Below are 17,091 nucleotides of genomic sequence, written 5' to 3'. Positions count from 1 at the left end.
CTGGTTCAGCATCACGCCGCCTCCTCTACGTCGAAGAGGTGGCTGGGGCGGGGCCGGCCCAGGGCGCTCAGCGCGGCTTCGGCCGCACTCACGCCGCTGCGGACCGCACTCTCCATGGTCGCGGGCCACCCTGTGGCGGTCCACGCTCCGGCCAGGTACAGGCCGGATGCCTTGGTACGGGCGCCGGGCCGCAGCCGTCCGACACCGGGGGTGGGAGCGAACGTCGCGGTGCGCTCCCGGGTCACGAAGAAGTCCTTCACTTCGGCGCCGCGCGCCCTGGGCAACAGCCGCTCCAGTTCGGGCAGATACCGCTCCCGCAGGGCCGCGACGGGTTCGTCGATCTCGTCCTGCGCGGCCGACTGGGACAGGGCGAGGTACTGCCCCTCCCTGAGCCCGGAGGCGTCGGTGCGGTCGAACACCCACTGGACCGGGCTGCCGAGGGCCGTGAAGAACGGCCTGCTGAGCACTTTCCGGTCGTACACCACATGCACGTTGAGGATCGGGGCGGTGCCGATCTCCAGCAGCTGTTCGGGGGCGTCGAGGGCGCCCTCGGGCAGCAGGTCGTACGCCTCGCGCTGGGCGACGGCGAGCACGACCGCGTCGGCCTTGAGCGTCTCGCCGGGAACCTGAACGCTCCAACGTCCGTTCTCGTCAGTAGAGATGGAGGTGACTCGTGTTCGGACTTCGGTGCGGACGCCCGCGGAGTCGAGCGCCTTGCGGGCCAGCCGGTCATGCAGTTCGCCCAGCGGGACGCGCGCCCATCCGATGTCGGCCGCGCCCGGGTCGGACAGCAGACCGGTCTTGAACACCATCGCGGCGAGCCCCAGCGAGGCGTCGCCCGCGACCGCGTTGAGGGTGGCGACCCCGACCAGGTCCCACAGGGCCTCGATGGCACGCGCCGACTGACCGTGCGCGGTCAGCCAGCTGCCGAAGTCCTGGGTGTCCAGGGTCGGATCGGCGAGGTCGAGCCCCTTGAGCGCGAGCGCGGCACGCCCGACCTTGGCGCGTTCGGCGAGAGACAGATGCGGATAGGTCGCGAGGCTCCGGCCCAGGTGCAGGGGTACGGGCAGCGCGTCGCGCCGCAGCCTGCCGAGCCGTCGGCCCTCGGGCCGCGCCAGGTCGAGCACGGGCACGTCCAGCCGGTCCTGCAGCGGCGCCAGCGCCGTCCCCTCGATCCGGTCGAGGAACCAGCGGTAGGCGGTGCAGCAGCGCAGGTACACGTGCTGTCCGTTGTCGACGGTCAGGTCGCCGCGCTGGAAGGAGAAGGCCAGGCCACCCAGCCTCGGCCTGCCCTCGACCAGGGTGACGCGCACTCCGGCGTCGGCGAGCGCGAGCGCGGTGGTGATTCCGGCGAGCCCGCCGCCGATCACGACGGCGTCCCGCCCGGAGCGTTTCGGGATGTCCGCGAGCGACTCTCCCGGCCGCGTGCCGTCGGTCATCGTGCACCCTCCCCTGCACGACCGCCGTGCCGGTGCTTGAACGGTGCACGGCCGGTCGTCTCAGTCAGGGACGCCGCCGGGCCGCGGAGGGTTGCCTGCCACTTTTCTCCGATGGCATCACCTTGGGCCGAAATGTCCATCAGGCGCGCCTCCTGACGGTTCGGGTGACATGCCGGGCGTCCAGACCGGACAGGCCGCGCACCGCGACGTACGCCTTCTCACGCCCGGGCAGGGAGACCCGGCCACGCAGCACGGCCTCCGGGTCGCGCTCGATGCGGTCCAGGAGGCGGCGGTAGATGCCGGCCATGGCGGCGACACACGCGCCGCTGCGCCGGTCGAGCATGGGGAGCAGCCGGTAGCCCTCGGCGAAAAGGGCGCGGGCCCGTCGCACTTCGAAGTGCACGAGGCCCGCGAAGTCGGAGCCCTCCGGTGGGGTCGGCCCGCTGAAGCCGGCCGAGCAGCCGAATTTGGCGAGGTCGTCGGAGGGCAGATAGGTACGCCCGCCCTCGGCGTCCTCGCGGACGTCACGCAGGATGTTGGTGAGTTGCAGCGCCAGCCCGAGCGTGTCCGCGTACTCGGGCGCGCGCTCGGCGCCGCGCGCACCCGGGTTGGTACCGAAGACGCCGAGCGACAGCCGCCCGATGGCGCCGGCCACACAGCGGCAGTAGACCTTCAGGTCGTCCCAGGTCTCGTAGGTCTCGCCGCGCACGTCCATCAGGACGCCGTCGATCAGCTCGTCCAGTCCGTCGAGCGGGATCGGGAAGGCGTCGGCGGCATGGGCGAGGGCGACGGCCACGGGGTCGGTGTCGTCCTCGTCGACCGCGCGGTCACGGATCCGGGTCAGCAGCTCCCGGGTGCCCTCGAGCCTGGCGGCCTTGACGTCGACGCTCAGGGCGCCGTCACCGATGTCGTCGACGCGCCGCGAGAACGCGTACAACGCCGACATGGCCCGGCGCTTGGGCGTGGGCAGCAGTCTGATGCCGTAGGCGAAGTTCCGTGCCTGCTGTCCGGTGACGGCCTCGCAGTAGCTGTAGGCGGCGAGTACCGGTGCGGACGCGAGTGGTGCAGACTCCACGGTCCGGATCACCCCTCTCCTCGCAGAGTCACGCCCACCTCACGCAGCAGCTGGAGCTTGCTGGCCTTGGGCGGGCCGGGCAGTACGTCGTATTCGGCGGCGGCGATCGCTCGGATCGCCGCCCTTCCCCCCGCCACGAAACCCGCGAGCAGCAGCTTGAGCCTGCCGTGGACGCTACCCACCAGAGGGGTGCCTTCATTCAGGAGGGTTTGGGCACGTTCGGCTTCGTATGCAACCAGTGCGCGCACCGATGCGCCCGCCGTTTTCGCCTTCAGGTCGGTTTCCTGGACGTGGAAGCGCTTCATGTCCTCGGCGGGCAGATAGATCCGGTCACGGCCGAGGTCCTCGGCGACGTCCTGGAGGTGCTCGACGATCTGCAGCGCCGTGCACACCGCGTCGGAGAGGCGGATCCGCTCGGGCGTACCGGTGCCGGTGACGGCGAGGACGAGTCGGCCGACCGGGTTGGCGGACAGTTCGCAGTAGGCAAGGAGATCGTCGTAGGTCTCGTAGCGCTGCACGATCTGGTCCTGGCGGTTGGCGGCGATCAGGCCGAGGAAGGGCTCGGGGGTCAGCGAGCGGCGGCGGACGGTCGGCTGGAGGCCGCGCAGCAGGGGGTGGCGGGGGGTGCCGTCGAAGACGCGGTGCAGGTCGGCCTCGAAGGCGTCGAGCAGGACCATGCGGTCCTCGGCGTCGGCGGCCGACACGCCGAGCAGTCGGGCGTCGGCGCCACCGGGGGCGAGATCGCCGTCGCCGATGTCGTCGACGAGGCGGGCGAAGCCGTAGACGGCCATGAGGTCTGCCCGCCAGGCCCTGGGCAGGAAGAACGGCGCCACGGGGAAGTTCTCCGCGGCGGCCTTGTCGAGCGTGCCGCGCGCCGTATCGTCGGCGCGCGCGCCGGTTCCCGTCACCGTGGACTGCCCGGGGTGGGGACGGCACAGGCAGATGCGTTGAGCTGGGGAGTTTCCGTAGCCATTGCCGTCACATCTCCCGTTCTACACCGCCGACCCAATGCACACTATTTCGGACACGCCGCCCGGCCGTCCGCGCCGCAGCCCGGAGAGAGGGGTGTCGCGCCTTATCGCCCCACTTGCCGCGTTTCGGTACCGGTACAGCTTACGTTGTACAACGCAGCGTGGCCCGTGGGGGTGTCCTGCACATCACAACAACACACCGATTGACGTCAAGATTCCTGGAGCCAGCCGGAGTTGACGTTTCCTTTGCAGACGCGGGCCCCACCGGCGCAGTTCCGGCGGGGCCGTGGGAAGCCGTCTGGGCCGCACGGCCCATGTCCGTGTGGACTACTTGCCCGTGAACTTCTCGTACTCCTTGAGGACCTCGTCCGTCGGGCCGTCCATGCGGAGCTCGCCGCGTTCCAGCCAGAGCACGCGGTTGCAGGTGTCGCGGATCGACTTGTTGTTGTGGCTGACGAGGAAGACGGTGCCGGCTTCCTTGCGCAGCTCGCGGATGCGGTCCTCGGAGCGCTTTTGGAACTTGCGGTCGCCGGTGGCCAGCGCCTCGTCGATCATGAGGACGTCGTGGTCCTTGGCGGCCGCGATGGAGAAGCGCAGCCGGGCCGCCATGCCGGAGGAGTAGGTGCGCATCGGGAGCGTGATGAAGTCGCCCTTCTCGTTGATGCCGGAGAAGTCGACGATCTGCTGGTAGCGCTCCTTGATCTGCTCGCGGGTCATGCCCATCGCGAGCCCGCCCAATATGACGTTGCGCTCGCCGGTCAGGTCGTTCATCAGAGCCGCGTTCACGCCGAGCAGCGAGGGCTGGCCGTCGGTGTAGACCTTGCCGCTCTCCGGCGGGAGCAGGCCGGCGATGGCGCGCAGCAGCGTGGACTTGCCCGAGCCGTTGGAGCCGATCAGGCCGATGGCCTCGCCTCGGTAGGCGACGAAGGAGACGCCCCGTACGGCGTGCACCTTGCGCACACCGCGGTCCTCGCCGCGCTTGACGATACGACTGAGGGCGGCGGTGGCGCTGCCCTTGCCGCTCTTGGCGCCGTTGACGCGGTAGACGATGTGCAGCTCGTCCGCGATGACGGTGGGGATGTGCGAGTCGGTGTTCTGCTCAGCCACGGCCGTACCTCTCCTCCGCCTTCCAGAAGTACACGAAACCACCGACCGCGAACAGCACGGCCCAGCCGGCCGCGGCCGCCCAGACGTGGTCGGGCAGGTTGGAGGAGCCGTAGCCGTCGATGAGGGCGAAGCGCATCAGGTCCATGTAGACCGCGGCCGGGTTCCACTGCAGGACGGTGGCGATCCACTCCGGCTTGTTCTTCAGCATGACCGGGATGGAGAACATCACGCCGGACGCGTACATCCACGTACGCATCACGAACGGCATGAGCTGCGCCAGGTCCGGCGTCTTGGAGCCGGCGCGGGCCATGATCAGGGCGAGGCCGGTGTTGAAGAGGAACTGCAGGGCGAGCACCGGGAGGATCAGCACCCAGCTCATCTTCGGGTAGCTGCCGAAGCCGATCGCCACGACGAACAGCACGATCATCGAGTACAGCAGCTGCTGGAGCTGCTGGAGCGCGAAGGAGATCGGCAGCGAGGCGCGCGGGAAGTGCAGGGCGCGCACGAGGCCCAGGTTGCCGGAGATCGCGCGTACGCCCGCCATCACCGAGCTCTGGGTGAAGGTGAACACGAAGACGCCCGTGACCAGGAACGGGATGTACACCTCGCGCGGCATGCCCCGGTCGGCCTCGAGGATCACGCCGAAGATGAAGAAGTACACGGCCGCGTTCAGCAGCGGGGTGGCCACCTGCCAGAGCTGGCCGAGCTTCGCCTGGCTGTACTGGGCGGTCAGCTTCGCCCGCGAGAACGCGAGGATGAAGTGCCGCCGGTCCCAGAGCTGGCGGACGTACTCGAACAGCGAGGGTCGGGCGCCGCTCACGGCCAGCCCGTACTTCTCGGCGAGCTGGGTCGCCGTCAGTCCCTCGTCGGGCGACGGCGGCGCGCTCACCGCGACCGTGCCGTCCTGCGTTGTCTCACTCACCGGTTGAAACTTTCGTCTTCGAGATGCTCAGCCTGTGCGGGCATGGCATGAACCTGAGGCCGGGGTAACGGCCTGGTCGCTCTCAGGGTCGAGCTTGTCAGATGACGGGAGGTCGGCCCAGTCGAGTCAGCCGCCACACCGTACGCCACTTCATGGGCCTGCGGGGACCGCACGGGGTGGTCCAGCCTTCCCGGAATCCGCCGAACCATGCCCGCAGGGCGGGGCGGGAGGGGCGCCGGGCCAGCGTGAGCAGCATCCAGACGCCGAGATAGACCGGGACAAGGGGGGCGGGGAGGTTGCGGCGGGCGAGCCAGACGCGGTTGCGGGCGACCATGCGGTGGTAGACCGCGTGCCGCGAGGGCGCGGTCGTCGGGTGGTACAGCACCATGTCGGACCGGTAGTCGATCATCCAGCCCGCGTCGAGGGCCCGCCATGCCAGGTCGGTTTCCTCGTGGGCGTAGAAGAATTCGTCCGGCAGCCCGCCGACTTCCGCGAAGACCTGGGTACGGACGGCATTGGCGCCGCCGAGGAAGGTGGTGACCCGGGAGGAGCGCATCGGGTCGGAGGCCCGCAGCCGGGGGACGTGCCGGCGCTGGGTGACGCCGTTGTCCGGGTCGGCGATGCGGAAGCTGACGATGCCGAGCTTCGGGTCGGCCGTGAAGGCCTCTCGGCACAGTTCGGCGGTGTCGTGGTGGGCGAGGAGGCCGTCGTCGTCGAGGAAGAGCAATATGTCGACATCGCGGCCGCTGGGGCCGAAGGCCTCGATGCCGACGTTGCGGCCACCGGGGATGCCGAGGTTCTCGGGCAGCTCGACGGTGCGTACGCCTTCGGGGACGTCGGGCACCGGGGAGCCGTTGCCGACCACGACCACGTCGACCGTGTCGCCGTCCTGCTTGGCGACCGAGTCGAGAAGGGCGCGCAGTTCGTCGGGGCGGTTGCCCATGGTGATGATGACCGCGCCGACCTTCATGCCGTTCACTTCAGCCTGCTCGAAGCGAGGATGGACACGAGGTGCAGCAGGGTCTGGACCAGCGCGATGCCGGCCAGCACCGCGACGCCGAGCCGGGTGAAGAACAGGTCGCCGCGGACCTGGTCGACGATCGCCAGAACCAGGATCAGCAGCGAGGCCTCGATGCCGAGGACCAGACGGTGGAAGTTGAGGGCGGCGGCGGCCTTGCGGGCCAACGCCATGCCGGAGGAGCGCATCTCGGAGGCGGTCTCCTGGACCGGCGGCTTGCCGGCCTGGTGCCGGGCGACACCGACGAGGTCGGTCTCGGCCTTGATCAGGATGGCGCCGAGGGCGGCCAGGGTGCCGAGGAAGGCCCACAGCCAGTCGATACGGCCGCTGCCCCACGGGTCGGCGGCGCGCAGGCCGAAGCCGACGAGCACGGCGGCATCGGTGAGGTAGGCGCCGACGCGGTCCAGGTAGACGCCGTTCAGCGAGTACTGCTTCTTCCAGCGCGCGATCTCGCCGTCGACGCAGTCCAGCAGCAGGTACATCTGGACGCACACCACGCCGAGCACGGCGCCCGGGATCCCCGGCACCAGAAGCGCCGGGGCCGCGAGCACACCGAAGACGGTCATCAGGTACGTGAGCTGGTTGGGCGTGACCCTGGTGTTCACCAGGTAGCGGTCGACCCGCAGGGACACCTCACGCATGTAGAGGCGTCCCATCCAGTGCTCACCGCTGCGCCGGTCCTTCACCCCCGCGGGGTGAACGACGGGGCGGAGTTCAGCTACCGATGGCCTTGACATAGTCGGCGTAGATGTCCTTGATCTGGTCGGTGGTCAGGTCGAGGTGTTCGAGGATCGTGTAGCGGCCCGGCCGGGTCTGGGGGGCGTACTCCACGACGCGGACGAACTCGTCGTCCGTGAAGCCGATCTCCTCCGGCAGTACCGGCAGCCCGTGCCGACGCAGCACCTCGGCCATGTAGGCCGACTCCTCGTGGGCTCCGCGCAGGTACATCGCGAAGGCCGCGCCCAGTCCGCACTGCTCGCCGTGGGCGGCGGCACGCCTCGGGAACAGCAGGTCGAAGGCGTGGTTGATCTCGTGGCACGCACCGGAGGACGGGCGGGAGTCGCCCGACACCGACATGGCGATGCCGCTGAGCACCAGCGCCTCGGCCAGTACCTGGAGGAAGTCGGTGTCCCCGATGCCTCCGGGGTGGCGCAGCACCGCCTCGCCGGCCTGCCGGGCGATGGCCGCCGCAAGGCCGTCGATCTTCTCGCCCTTGACGCGGTGGGCCAGCTCCCAGTCGGCGATGGCCGAGATGTTGGAGACGGCGTCGCCGATGCCGGCCCGGACGAAGCGGACCGGGGCCTCGCGGATGACGTCGAGGTCGATGACGACCGCGATCGGGTTCGGCACACCGTAGGAACCGCGCCCGGCGTCGTTGTCGAGGGTGGCGACCGGCGAGCACAGACCGTCGTGCGCGAGGTTCGTCGGTACGGCGACCAGCGGCAGGCCGACGCGCGCCGCGGCGAACTTGGCGCAGTCGATGATCTTGCCGCCGCCGAGCCCGACGACGGCGTCGTAGTGGCCGGACTTTATGTCACCGGCAAGGCGGACCGCGTCGTCGAGGGTGCCGCCGCCGACCTCGTACCAGGTGGCGCCGGGCAGCGCGGGAGCGAGCCGCTCCTTCAGCCGGGCACCGGAGCCGTTGCTGACGGCGACGGCCAGCTTGCCGGAGTGCGAGATGCGTTCGTCGGCGAGCACACCGCCCAGGTCGTCGAGGGCACCCGGGCGGATGTCGACGACGAGCGGCGAGGGGATCAGTCGGGTCAGTACTGGCACGCGATCTCCCGTCCACGGGCGAGATCGTCGTGGTTGTCGATCTCCACCCACTTGACGTCGCCGATCGGCGCCACGTCGATGCGGAAGCCGCGGTTCACGAGCTCCTGGTAGCCGTGCTCGTAGAACTGCTGCGGGTCCGTCTCCCACACCGCCTTGAGGGCGTCGGCCAGCTCGGGGGCGGCGTCGCCCTCGATGAGGGTGACGCCGATGTACTCGCCGGTGGCCTCGGCGGGGTCCATCAGCTTGGTGATCTTCGTCATGCCCTTCTCGGGGTCGACGACGACCTTCATCTCCTCGTCGGCGAGGCTCTTCACCGTGTCCAGGGCGAGGATGATCTTCTTGCCGTCGCCGCGGGCGGCGAGCAGGGTCTTCTCGATGGAGACCGGGTGCACGGTGTCGCCGTTGGCGAGGATCACGCCGTCCTTGAGGGCGTCACGACCGCACCACAGGGAGTAGGCGTTGTTCCACTCCTCGGCCTTGTCGTTGTCGATGAGGGTGAGCTTGAGGCCGTACTTCGCCTCCAGCGCCGCCTTGCGCTCGTACACGGCTTCCTTGCGGTAGCCGACGATGATCGCGACCTCGGTCAGGCCGATCTCGGCGAAATTGCCGAGGGTGAGGTCGAGAACCGTGGGTTCGCCCTCTATACCCGCAGGCCCCACCGGCACGAGAGCCTTGGGAAGGCTGTCGGTGTAGGGGCGCAGACGCCGTCCGGCGCCGGCCGCCAGCACGAGGCCGATCATGCGGGTTCTCCTTCATCGTGTACGGCGGGCGCCCCGGAGGACACCCAGAAGCGGATGCTCTCGACGAGCACCACGAGGGCCACGGCCACGGCGAGCACCGTGAGCGCGACACTGAACTGCGAGGCGGAGAGCACCGCGGCGAGGACGGTGACGAGCAGCGTCCGTCCTTCGTGCCCCCCGATGGCGCGCACCAGCCAGGCCGGGGGCGCGCCGGCGTTGCCGCGGATGCGGTACACCGTGTCGTAGTGATGGTAGGCGACAGCGGCCACCAGGCCGAAAGCCGCAGGAAGGGCTCCGTTCACCTCCGCTTTGGCTGCGAGCAGCAGAACGGTGCCGTACTCGGCCGCCCGGAAGAAGGGCGGGACCAGCCAGTCCAGGGCGCCCTTGAGGGGGCGGGCGACCGCAAGGCCCGAGGTGACGGCGTACACCACGGCGCCGACGACCGCCCACGGTCCGCCGAAGCCCGGCTGCGCGGCCAGGCCGAGGAGCACGAGGGCGCCGAGCAGGGCCACCACGGGTGCGGCGAAGCCGGGCAGCCCCCGTGCGGGGTTCTTGAGCGCCTCGGCGAGGCCCTGAGCGAGCGGCCCTGAGTCCGCGAGGTCCGCCAGCGCCTGTGCGGCCCGGTCGGTGCGACGGGCCCTGCGGGTCAGCGAGCGCAGCACTCGGCCGGCCGTCGTGTAGGTGGCGGCGAAGGCGCAGCCGATGAGCAGCGCGTAGAAGGTGATGCGCGGGGTCGTGGCCGCCGTGAGGATCGCGATCATCGCCCAGCGCTCGCCGATCGGCAGGACGATCATCCGGCGCACCCAGACCGTCCAGCCGACGCTGTCGAGCTTGTCGGAGAGGGCGGCCGTGGGGCTGGTGTTGGCGGTGGCGTCGTGGTTGGCCTCGTTGAAGGAGAAGTCCACGACGTGCCGGCAGGTCTGCAGGATCATCGCGCCGAGGGCGAGGGCCCACACGTCGTCGCCGCCGCGGGCCGCGCCGAGGGCGAGGCCGGCGTAGTAGGCGTACTCCTTGGCCCGGTCGAAGGTGGCGTCGAGCCAGGCGCCGAGCGTGGAGTACTGAAGGGAGTAGCGGGCGAGCTGGCCGTCGGTGCAGTCCAGGACGAACGAGAAGATCAGCAGCAGGCCGGCCGCGATGAAACCGCCCCTGGTGCCGGTGGCCGCGCAGCCCGCCGCGATGAGCGCGGTGATCAGGGAGGCGGTGGTGACCTGGTTGGGGGTCAGGCCCCGGCGGGCGCACCAGCGGGCGATGTAGCGGGAGTAGGGGCTGATGCAGTAGGTCGTGAAGAAGCCGTCGCGTGCCTTCACCGCCGACTTCAGGCGTACGGCCTCGTCGTCGACGGCGGCGACGGCCTGCCGTGCCTCGTTGCGGGCCTGCGGGTCGGCCGGTACGGCGGCGACCAGGCTGCCGAGCTCGGGGCGGTGGACGTCGGTGCCGTCGTCGTCGAGGGCGGTGACGACGCGGTCGGCGAGGTTGTCGACAGCGACCGCCGCTCCGCCGCCGGCGGAGGTCTCGCGGGCCATCGCACGGGTCAGGGCCCGACGGCCGGCCGCCTGGGCGGTCACGGCGCCCGGGATCGCGGCGATCGGGAAGCGGGGGTCGGTCAGGCCGAGGCGCAGCGCGTGCAGGTGGCCGACGAAGCGGGCGTCGACCAGGGCGACGCGCTGGTCACCGGGTACCTGGGCGAGGAGCGTCTCGGCGTCGGCCGGGTCGTCGGCGACCCGCACGTCGTAGCCGAGGGACCGCAGATCGCCCTCGATCGACGATCCGGGGACCGGCTGACCGGTGAGGATGGCGGTCGACAACCGAACTCACTCCCTGGGGTGCCGGCGTGTCCGCGCCGGTCGTGTACATGATCGCGGCGCCCCTGGCCGGGGCCCCTGTCGTCAGGCTGACGTCGTCCGCCCGAATGGCGGACCGGGCGGCGTGTCGGCAGAGGCTATCGGATGATTGGAAGCTAACGTTCACCGGCCGTTTGACGAAGCGATCAACGGGGTTTGCCCGTACCTCCGCCGCGATCATCATCAGGGATCCCGGGGTCCGCCCACAAACTCGTGCTCCCAGGCCGGGGCATCGGCGACATTGCGTACCGGGTCGAAGTCGCGACATAGGGTGGGCGACCATGACATGGCTGATCACAGGCGGAGCCGGCTACATCGGGGCACATGTGGCGCGGGCCATGACCGGTGCCGGGGAACGTGTGCTCGTACTGGACGACCTCTCGGCCGGGTTTCCCGCGCGGCTCCCTGCGGACGTCCCGCTGGTCGAGGGCTCCTCGCTGGACGGCGACCTGCTCAAGCGGGTGTTCGCCGAGCACGCGGTGACCGGTGTGGTGCATCTCGCGGCGCGCAAGCAGGTCGGCGAGTCAGTGGCGCAGCCCACCCGTTACTACCGGGAGAACGTGGGCGGTCTCACCACGCTGCTGGACGCGGTCGCGGAGGCGGGGATCGAGCGCTTGCTGTTCTCCTCGTCCGCCGCCGTCTACGGCAACCCGGATGTGGATCTCATCACGGAGGACACCGCGTGCGCGCCGGTGAACCCGTACGGCGAGACCAAGCTCACCGGGGAGTGGCTGGTGCGGGCGGCGGGCCGGGCGCACAACATCTCCACCGTATGTCTGCGCTACTTCAACGTCGCGGGCGCCGCCTCGCCCGAGCTGGCCGACACGGGCGTCTTCAACATCGTCCCCATGGTCTTCGACCGGCTCACCCGCGGCGAGGCCCCGCGGATCTTCGGCGACGACTATCCGACGCCGGACGGCACCTGCGTCCGTGACTACATCCATGTCGCCGATCTCGCCGAGGCGCACCTGGCGGCGGCCCGGCACCTCTCCGAGCCGGACACGAGCGGTGATCTGACGGTCAACATCGGCAGCGGCGAGGGCGTCTCCGTGCGCGAGCTGATCACCGTCATCGGCGAGGTGACCGGCGACCGGCGCCCCGCCGTCGTCGAGGCCCGGCGTCCCGGGGACGCGCCGCGCGCGGTCGCCTCGGCCGCGCTGGCCGCCGAGACGCTCGACTGGAGGGCCCGGCGCGGGGTACGCGAGATGGTCGAGTCGGCATGGCGGGGCTGGCAGCTGCACCACGGCCGCTGAGCAGCGCCGTGGATCATGCGCAGGACCCTGACCTGCGGATCGTTTCCGCAGGTCAGGGCACATGACAACGGTGTTCAGTGCCGCGTTGCCGGATACCCCCCACCCGTAGTTCACTGTGATCCCGGGACGGAAATTCCGATCGTCCGACGGACACAGAAGGGCGGCATTTCATGGGGGCTGGGCACGATCACGGGCATTCGCACGCGCCCACGACCGGTACGGCGGCGGCCGCGTACCGCGGGAGGCTGCGCGTCGCGCTGTCGATCACGCTCGCCGTCATGGTGGTCGAGATCGTCGGCGGGGTGGCCGCGGACTCGCTCGCGCTGATCGCGGACGCGGCACACATGGCGACGGACGCGCTGGGCCTGGGCATGGCCCTGCTCGCGATCCACTTCGCGAACCGTCCGCCGAGCACGAAGCGCACCTTCGGCTTTGCCCGCGCGGAGATCCTCGCCGCCCTCGCCAACTGTCTGCTCCTGCTGGGCGTCGGCGGCTACGTGCTGTACGAGGCGATCCAGCGGTTCTTCACGCCCGCCCACACCGAGGGCGGCCTGATGATCGTGTTCGGCGCGATCGGCCTGGTCGCGAACATGATCTCGCTCACGTTGCTGATGCGGGGCCAGAAGGAAAGCCTCAATGTGCGCGGGGCGTTCCTGGAGGTCGCCGCGGACGCGCTGGGGTCCCTCGCGGTGCTGATCTCGGCGGCGGTGATCCTGCTCACCGGCTGGCAGACCGCCGACCCGATCGCCTCGCTGGTCATCGGCCTGATGATCGTGCCGCGTACCTTCAAGCTGCTGCGCGAGACCCTCGACGTACTGCTGGAGTCGGCCCCCAAGGACGTCGACATGGCGCAGGTGCGGGCCCACATGCTCGCCCTGGACGGTGTGGAGGACGTCCATGACCTGCACGCCTGGACCATCACATCGGGCATGCCGGTGCTGTCGGCCCATGTGGTGGTGCGCTCGGACGCCTTGAACGCGATCGGCCACGAGAAGATGCTGCACGAACTCCAGGGCTGCCTCGGCGACCACTTCGACGTGGAGCACTGCACCTTCCAGCTGGAGCCGATCGGGCACGCCGAGCACGAGGCCAGACTCTGCCACTGAAACATCCGTACGGTCCTATAAAACGCCAGTACGGACGGAATGCAGCGATCCGGTGGCCGGTCGCGTCCTCATGCTCACAGCGGCCCGCAGGGGGTTCCGTACCCGCCGCGCCGGGCACGATCAACTGCCGGGAGTGCCGGATTCGTACGGCACACTTGGGGCGCAAGACCGATGTGAAGGATGGGTATGTCGATCACACCTGCCACCACGACGCACAGTTCGTCGAAAGGCACCGCTGACGCGATTTTGTTGGAACTCGTCGACGAGAACGGTGTGACAATCGGCACCGCGGAGAAGCTCGCCGCGCATCAGCCGCCGGGACAACTGCACCGCGCCTTCTCGGTGTTCCTCTTCGACGAGCAGGGCCGGCTGCTGCTCCAGCAGCGCGCGCTCAGCAAATACCACTCCCCCGGCGTCTGGTCCAACACCTGCTGCAGCCACCCCTACCCCGGCGAGGCGCCCTTCGCGGCCGCGGCCCGGCGGACGTACGAGGAACTCGGCGTCTCCCCGTCGCTGCTCGCCGAGGCGGGCACCGTCCGCTACAACCACCCGGACCCGGCCTCGGGCCTGGTGGAGCAGGAGTACAACCACCTCTTCGTCGGCATGGTGCAGTCGCCGCTGCGCCCGGACCCGGAGGAGGTCGGTACGACGGCCTTCGTGACGCCGGCCGAGCTGGCCGAGCGGCACGCGAAGGACACCTTCTCGGCCTGGTTCATGACGGTGCTCGACGCGGCCCGTCCCGCCATCCGCGAGTTGACGGGTCCGTCGGCCGGCTGGTGAACGATCCGGGACGTGTCCTGCGGACGCCGGGCGATCCGCAGCACACGCCCTAGGTCTAAATCCGAAGAGTTCTACCGCCTCCTGGAGGGACAGGTCATCGACGACGTCAACCTGTTCAACATCAAGCTTCAGGAGTGGGAGGACTACTACAACTACGATCGCCCTCACGGCGCGCTCACCGGCCAAACACCCTACGAACGACTCCGGCAGAAAGCCCAGAACCCACTGTCATAGGCCTCCGTCAGTTGCACACCTAGGGCACCTGCACGGGCTTGAGCGGTACTGCGGCCCAGATCACCTTGCCTCCGCTCGCCGTGTGCTCGACGTCGCACACCCCGCCCGCCTCCTTGGCCACCTCGCGCACCAGGAGCAGCCCCCGGCCGCCGGTCTGACCGTGGTCGGCCTCCAGTGCGGTCGGGCGGTAGGGGTGGTTGTCCTCCACGGACACCCGCAGCCACTCGGAGCCGACGGCGACCTCCACGGCGAGCATCGGCGACAGCAGCGCCGCGTGCCGGACGGCGTTCGTGACCAGCTCCGAGACGATCAGCAGCAGACCCTGGACCAGGTCGTCCGAGACCGGCACACCCTGCCGGTACAGCAGGTCCCGGACGGCGTGCCGGGCCTGCGGGACCGAGGCGTCCACGGCGGGGGCGGTGAACCGCCAGACGCCCTCGTAAGGCAGTGGATTCGGCGGCCGCGGATCGAGGGGCTCGTTCGCACCGCCTGCTGGGCGTGGGCCGGACCCGCGCCCGTGGTTCTCCATCGTCCGGTCGCCACCCTCGCGCTCGATTGTCACCACATGTCGAGTGTTGGTAACGCACAGGTCCGGGCCGTGGAACTGAACAGAAGTCAGCAGGTATCGAGCGTTTCTGACCGTTGGCTTATGACACGGTCAGTTGTGGGACCGCTCCTGTGCCGCTCGTGCCGACTTGGCGAACTATTCGGGTTGTACGGGTTTGGTGGCGCCCTTGCCCGATCCGTGCCCGGAGCCCCCTTCGTCCGCACGCTCAGTGACCATGCCGACCACCCGGCGGCCGCCGAAGCCCGTCGCCAGCAGGCCGAGGCCGTCGAAGAGCAGGGCGAGCGAGAAGAGCGTGCCGATGACGTATCGGCTGCTGGGCCATGTGCTCAGCACCAGGATGCCGAGGAACAGGTCGAAGACACCCTGCAGCAGGGTCCAGCCCATCTGCGGACCGCGCACGACCAGGCTGCCGACCAGCCGGAACAACCCGCCCGTGAGGAACAGCAGCGCGGCGAACATGGCCAGCGCCTCGGCCGCCGCCTCCGGTCTGCGGATCACCACCACGCCGGCGGCGATGTTCAGGGCCGCGACCACCACACCGAGCCAGAAGAAATTGGTGCCGCGCGCCTGGACCGCGTGCAGCAGGCCGACGAAGCCGCCGATCAGCAGCAGCCAGCCGAACAGCAGCATCGAGGTCAGCGTCGCGAATGCGGTGTAGATCAGCCCGACCAGCCCGCCGAGGACCAGCAGCACACCGAGGGCGGCAAGCCAGCCGATGCCGCGCCGCAGTTTCGCCGCGTCTCCCGTTGGCTTGGTGGACCTGGCCATCGGCGCCTCCCGGATCGGTCGTCTCCTTCTGCCCCTCCTTTCGAACCCTGGGACGTGATCGGCCGTCGGACCCTTCCTGATCGGCCGTTCGGCGCAAGCGGATAGCATCCGCCGCATGGAGCCCCAGCTGCTGCACCGCGTCGCCGACTCGGTCGCCACCGTCGTCGTCCACCATCCGGCCAAGCGCAACGCGATGACGGCCCCGATGTGGCGCGCGCTGCCGCCGCTGCTCGACACGCTGGCCGCCGATCCGGCCGTACGGGTGCTGGTGCTGACCGGCGAGGGCGGCACGTTCTGCGCGGGCGCCGACATCTCCACGCTCCAGGGGTCGCCGCAGGAGGCGCAGGAGCTGGCCGTGGCCGCCGAGGAGGCGCTGGCCGCCTTCCCCAAGCCGACGCTGGCGGCGATCCGGGGGCACTGTGTGGGCGGCGGATCGCAGCTCGCGGCGGCTTGTGATCTGCGGTTCGCCGCGGAAGGGTCGCTGTTCGGGGTGACGCCGGCGAAGCTCGGGATCGTGTATCCGGCGTCCTCCACCCGGCGGCTGGTGTCGCTGGTGGGGCCGGCCGCCGCCAAGTACCTGCTGTTCTCGGGCGAGTTGATCGACACGGCGCGGGCGCTGCGCACGGGCCTGGTCGACGAGGTCCTGCCCGAGGGCGAACTCGACAAGCGGGTCGCGGAGTTCACCCGGATCCTCGCGTCGCGCTCGCAGCTGACGCAGGCCGCGGCGAAGGAGTTCGCGAACGGGCGCACCGACCGTAACGCCCACTGGGCGGAGCAGGCGCGCGGCAGCGGCGACACCGCGGAGGGGGTCGCCGCCTTCCTGGAGCGCAGGCAGCCGCGCTTCGGCTGGAACGTGCCTACGCCAGGCTGAACCGGCTGTTCGTGCGGAACTCCTCGACGAGGTGCGCGGGCGCCTTCTGCGGGGAGCCGGCGTCGTAGGGCGGCTGCGGGTCGTACTCGGTCAGCAGCTGTACGGCCTGGGCGTGTTCGTCGCCGGCGATCTTCCCGACCAGGGTCAGACCCATGTCGATGCCGGCGGAGACGCCGGCCGCGGTGACGTACTTGCCGTCCGGCACGACCCGCTCGCCCGTGGGCTCGGCGCCGTACTGCGACAGGAAGTCGAGCGTGAGCCAGTGGGTCGTGGCGCGGCGGCCCTCGAGGAGGCCCGCGGCGGCCAGGAGCAGCGAGCCGCTGCAGACCGAGGTCGTCCAGGTGCTCGTGATGTCGGCGGTCCTCAGCCAGTCCAGGAGCGTCTCGTTCTCGATCTGGTCGAAGGTGCCCGGGCCGCCGGGCACCACGACGATGTCGGGGTGCGGCACCTCGGCCAGGGCCTTGTCGGCCGTGAGGGCCAGGAACCCGGTGTCGGCACGCACGGGCCCCGCGGTCTCGGCGACGAAGTCCACCTGCGCGTCCGGGATCCGGCTCAGTGCCTCGTAGGGCCCGACGATGTCGAGGGCGGTGAAGCGGTCGTAGAGGACCATCGCGATCTGCAT

General features: G+C 70.2%; 19 protein-coding genes. 5 read left to right on the top strand and 14 right to left on the bottom strand.

Features of this window, described 5'->3' with window-relative positions; genetic code table 11:
- Positions 1-11: 11 nt before the first annotated feature.
- The 11 genes from hpnE to OG254_RS42485 all read right to left on the bottom strand — a co-directional run bounded on the left by hpnE (position 12) and on the right by OG254_RS42485 (position 10,853).
- Positions 12-1,439 carry a hydroxysqualene dehydroxylase HpnE gene (gene hpnE, locus OG254_RS42535; protein WP_405592977.1) on the bottom strand — a complete coding sequence of 476 codons (1,428 nt, stop codon included), beginning with the start codon at positions 1,437-1,439 and terminating at the stop codon, positions 12-14.
- Positions 1,436-1,579 (bottom strand): DUF6380 family protein, encoded by a 144-nt coding sequence (locus OG254_RS42530; RefSeq protein WP_222723909.1) that lies wholly within the window; start codon positions 1,577-1,579, stop codon positions 1,436-1,438. The genes hpnE and OG254_RS42530 overlap by 4 nt, the downstream gene beginning before the upstream one ends.
- Positions 1,579-2,526 carry a presqualene diphosphate synthase HpnD gene (gene hpnD, locus OG254_RS42525; RefSeq protein WP_351199811.1) on the bottom strand — a complete coding sequence of 316 codons (948 nt, stop codon included), beginning with the start codon at positions 2,524-2,526 and terminating at the stop codon, positions 1,579-1,581. The genes OG254_RS42530 and hpnD overlap by 1 nt, the downstream gene beginning before the upstream one ends.
- Positions 2,523-3,422 carry a squalene synthase HpnC gene (hpnC, locus tag OG254_RS42520; RefSeq protein WP_405592975.1) on the bottom strand — a complete coding sequence of 300 codons (900 nt, stop codon included), beginning with the start codon at positions 3,420-3,422 and terminating at the stop codon, positions 2,523-2,525. Before hpnC ends, hpnD begins: the two co-directional genes overlap by 4 nt.
- A 390-nt stretch (positions 3,423-3,812) precedes the next feature.
- Entirely contained in the window at positions 3,813-4,592 is a 780-nt protein-coding gene (locus OG254_RS42515; protein WP_351199815.1) for an ABC transporter ATP-binding protein, read from the bottom strand.
- Positions 4,585-5,514 carry an ABC transporter permease gene (locus tag OG254_RS42510; RefSeq protein ID WP_351199817.1) on the bottom strand — a complete coding sequence of 310 codons (930 nt, stop codon included), beginning with the start codon at positions 5,512-5,514 and terminating at the stop codon, positions 4,585-4,587. The genes OG254_RS42515 and OG254_RS42510 overlap by 8 nt, the downstream gene beginning before the upstream one ends.
- Positions 5,515-5,611: 97 nt before the next feature.
- Positions 5,612-6,484 carry a glycosyltransferase family 2 protein gene (locus tag OG254_RS42505; RefSeq protein WP_405595531.1) on the bottom strand — a complete coding sequence of 291 codons (873 nt, stop codon included), beginning with the start codon at positions 6,482-6,484 and terminating at the stop codon, positions 5,612-5,614.
- 5 nt (positions 6,485-6,489) lie between these two features.
- Positions 6,490-7,269, bottom strand: a complete 780-nt coding sequence (locus OG254_RS42500; RefSeq protein WP_405592972.1) for a CDP-alcohol phosphatidyltransferase family protein — start codon at positions 7,267-7,269, stop codon at positions 6,490-6,492.
- Positions 7,247-8,308, bottom strand: a complete 1,062-nt coding sequence (locus OG254_RS42495; protein WP_405592970.1) for an iron-containing alcohol dehydrogenase family protein — start codon at positions 8,306-8,308, stop codon at positions 7,247-7,249. The genes OG254_RS42500 and OG254_RS42495 overlap by 23 nt, the downstream gene beginning before the upstream one ends.
- The gene (locus OG254_RS42490) at positions 8,296-9,048 is read right to left on the bottom strand and encodes a sugar phosphate nucleotidyltransferase (protein WP_405592968.1); all 753 of its coding nucleotides are present in this window, start codon (positions 9,046-9,048) and stop codon (positions 8,296-8,298) included. The genes OG254_RS42495 and OG254_RS42490 overlap by 13 nt, the downstream gene beginning before the upstream one ends.
- The gene (locus tag OG254_RS42485) at positions 9,045-10,853 is read right to left on the bottom strand and encodes a DUF5941 domain-containing protein (RefSeq protein ID WP_405592966.1); all 1,809 of its coding nucleotides are present in this window, start codon (positions 10,851-10,853) and stop codon (positions 9,045-9,047) included. Before OG254_RS42485 ends, OG254_RS42490 begins: the two co-directional genes overlap by 4 nt.
- A 317-nt stretch (positions 10,854-11,170) precedes the next feature.
- On the opposite strand from OG254_RS42485, the gene galE reads away from it, so the two are divergent.
- From galE to OG254_RS42465, 4 genes are all read left to right on the top strand, one after another.
- The gene (galE, locus tag OG254_RS42480; protein WP_405592964.1) at positions 11,171-12,142 is read left to right on the top strand and encodes a UDP-glucose 4-epimerase GalE; all 972 of its coding nucleotides are present in this window, start codon (positions 11,171-11,173) and stop codon (positions 12,140-12,142) included.
- 170 nt (positions 12,143-12,312) lie between these two features.
- Positions 12,313-13,248, top strand: a complete 936-nt coding sequence (locus OG254_RS42475) for a cation diffusion facilitator family transporter (protein WP_405592962.1) — start codon at positions 12,313-12,315, stop codon at positions 13,246-13,248.
- 186 nt (positions 13,249-13,434) lie between these two features.
- Positions 13,435-14,028, top strand: a complete 594-nt coding sequence (idi, locus tag OG254_RS42470) for an isopentenyl-diphosphate Delta-isomerase (RefSeq protein ID WP_405592960.1) — start codon at positions 13,435-13,437, stop codon at positions 14,026-14,028.
- Positions 14,029-14,040: 12 nt separating this feature from the next.
- A complete protein-coding gene (locus tag OG254_RS42465) occupies positions 14,041-14,262 on the top strand; it encodes an integrase core domain-containing protein (protein WP_405592958.1) in 222 nt (73 codons plus the stop codon).
- Positions 14,263-14,281: 19 nt separating this feature from the next.
- Here the strand turns inward: OG254_RS42465 and OG254_RS42460 are convergent, their stop codons facing one another.
- Both OG254_RS42460 and OG254_RS42455 read right to left on the bottom strand, forming a co-directional pair.
- The gene (locus tag OG254_RS42460) at positions 14,282-14,791 is read right to left on the bottom strand and encodes an ATP-binding protein (RefSeq protein ID WP_147993164.1); all 510 of its coding nucleotides are present in this window, start codon (positions 14,789-14,791) and stop codon (positions 14,282-14,284) included.
- Positions 14,792-14,965: 174 nt separating this feature from the next.
- Positions 14,966-15,598: an HdeD family acid-resistance protein gene (locus OG254_RS42455; RefSeq protein WP_405592956.1), complete on the bottom strand. Its 633-nt coding sequence runs from the start codon at positions 15,596-15,598 to the stop codon at positions 14,966-14,968.
- A 115-nt stretch (positions 15,599-15,713) separates the two neighbouring features.
- Here OG254_RS42455 and OG254_RS42450 point away from each other — a divergent pair, with 115 nt between their 5' ends.
- Entirely contained in the window at positions 15,714-16,469 is a 756-nt protein-coding gene (locus tag OG254_RS42450) for an enoyl-CoA hydratase/isomerase family protein (protein WP_405592954.1), read from the top strand.
- Here the strand turns inward: OG254_RS42450 and OG254_RS42445 are convergent.
- Positions 16,456-17,091, bottom strand: coding sequence for a DJ-1/PfpI family protein (locus OG254_RS42445; protein ID WP_405592952.1), 636 nt, complete (start codon positions 17,089-17,091; stop codon positions 16,456-16,458). The genes OG254_RS42450 and OG254_RS42445 overlap by 14 nt on opposite strands.

It is taken from the genome of Streptomyces sp. NBC_01092, from assembly GCF_045039535.1.
GTDB lineage: Bacteria > Actinomycetota > Actinomycetes > Streptomycetales > Streptomycetaceae > Streptomyces.
Note: the sequence above shows the minus strand (reverse complement) of the source record. Positions and strands in the feature narration are given on the sequence as shown.

Bases quoted from the DNA above. Each gene is read 5' to 3' on its own strand.
- idi (WP_405592960.1), top strand. From the start codon at position 13,435: ATGTCGATCACACCTGCCACCACGACGCACAGTTCGTCGAAAGGCACC.
- OG254_RS42505 (WP_405595531.1), bottom strand. From the start codon at position 6,484: ATGAAGGTCGGCGCGGTCATCATCACCATGGGCAACCGCCCCGACGAA.
- galE (WP_405592964.1), top strand. From the start codon at position 11,171: ATGACATGGCTGATCACAGGCGGAGCCGGCTACATCGGGGCACATGTG.
- hpnE (WP_405592977.1), bottom strand. From the start codon at position 1,439: ATGACCGACGGCACGCGGCCGGGAGAGTCGCTCGCGGACATCCCGAAA.
- OG254_RS42460 (WP_147993164.1), bottom strand. From the start codon at position 14,791: ATGGAGAACCACGGGCGCGGGTCCGGCCCACGCCCAGCAGGCGGTGCG.
- OG254_RS42455 (WP_405592956.1), bottom strand. From the start codon at position 15,598: ATGGCCAGGTCCACCAAGCCAACGGGAGACGCGGCGAAACTGCGGCGC.
- OG254_RS42500 (WP_405592972.1), bottom strand. From the start codon at position 7,269: ATGTCAAGGCCATCGGTAGCTGAACTCCGCCCCGTCGTTCACCCCGCG.
- OG254_RS42450 (WP_405592954.1), top strand. From the start codon at position 15,714: ATGGAGCCCCAGCTGCTGCACCGCGTCGCCGACTCGGTCGCCACCGTC.
- OG254_RS42530 (WP_222723909.1), bottom strand. From the start codon at position 1,579: ATGGACATTTCGGCCCAAGGTGATGCCATCGGAGAAAAGTGGCAGGCA.
- OG254_RS42490 (WP_405592968.1), bottom strand. From the start codon at position 9,048: ATGATCGGCCTCGTGCTGGCGGCCGGCGCCGGACGGCGTCTGCGCCCC.
- OG254_RS42445 (WP_405592952.1), bottom strand. From the start codon at position 17,091: ATGCAGATCGCGATGGTCCTCTACGACCGCTTCACCGCCCTCGACATC.
- OG254_RS42475 (WP_405592962.1), top strand. From the start codon at position 12,313: ATGGGGGCTGGGCACGATCACGGGCATTCGCACGCGCCCACGACCGGT.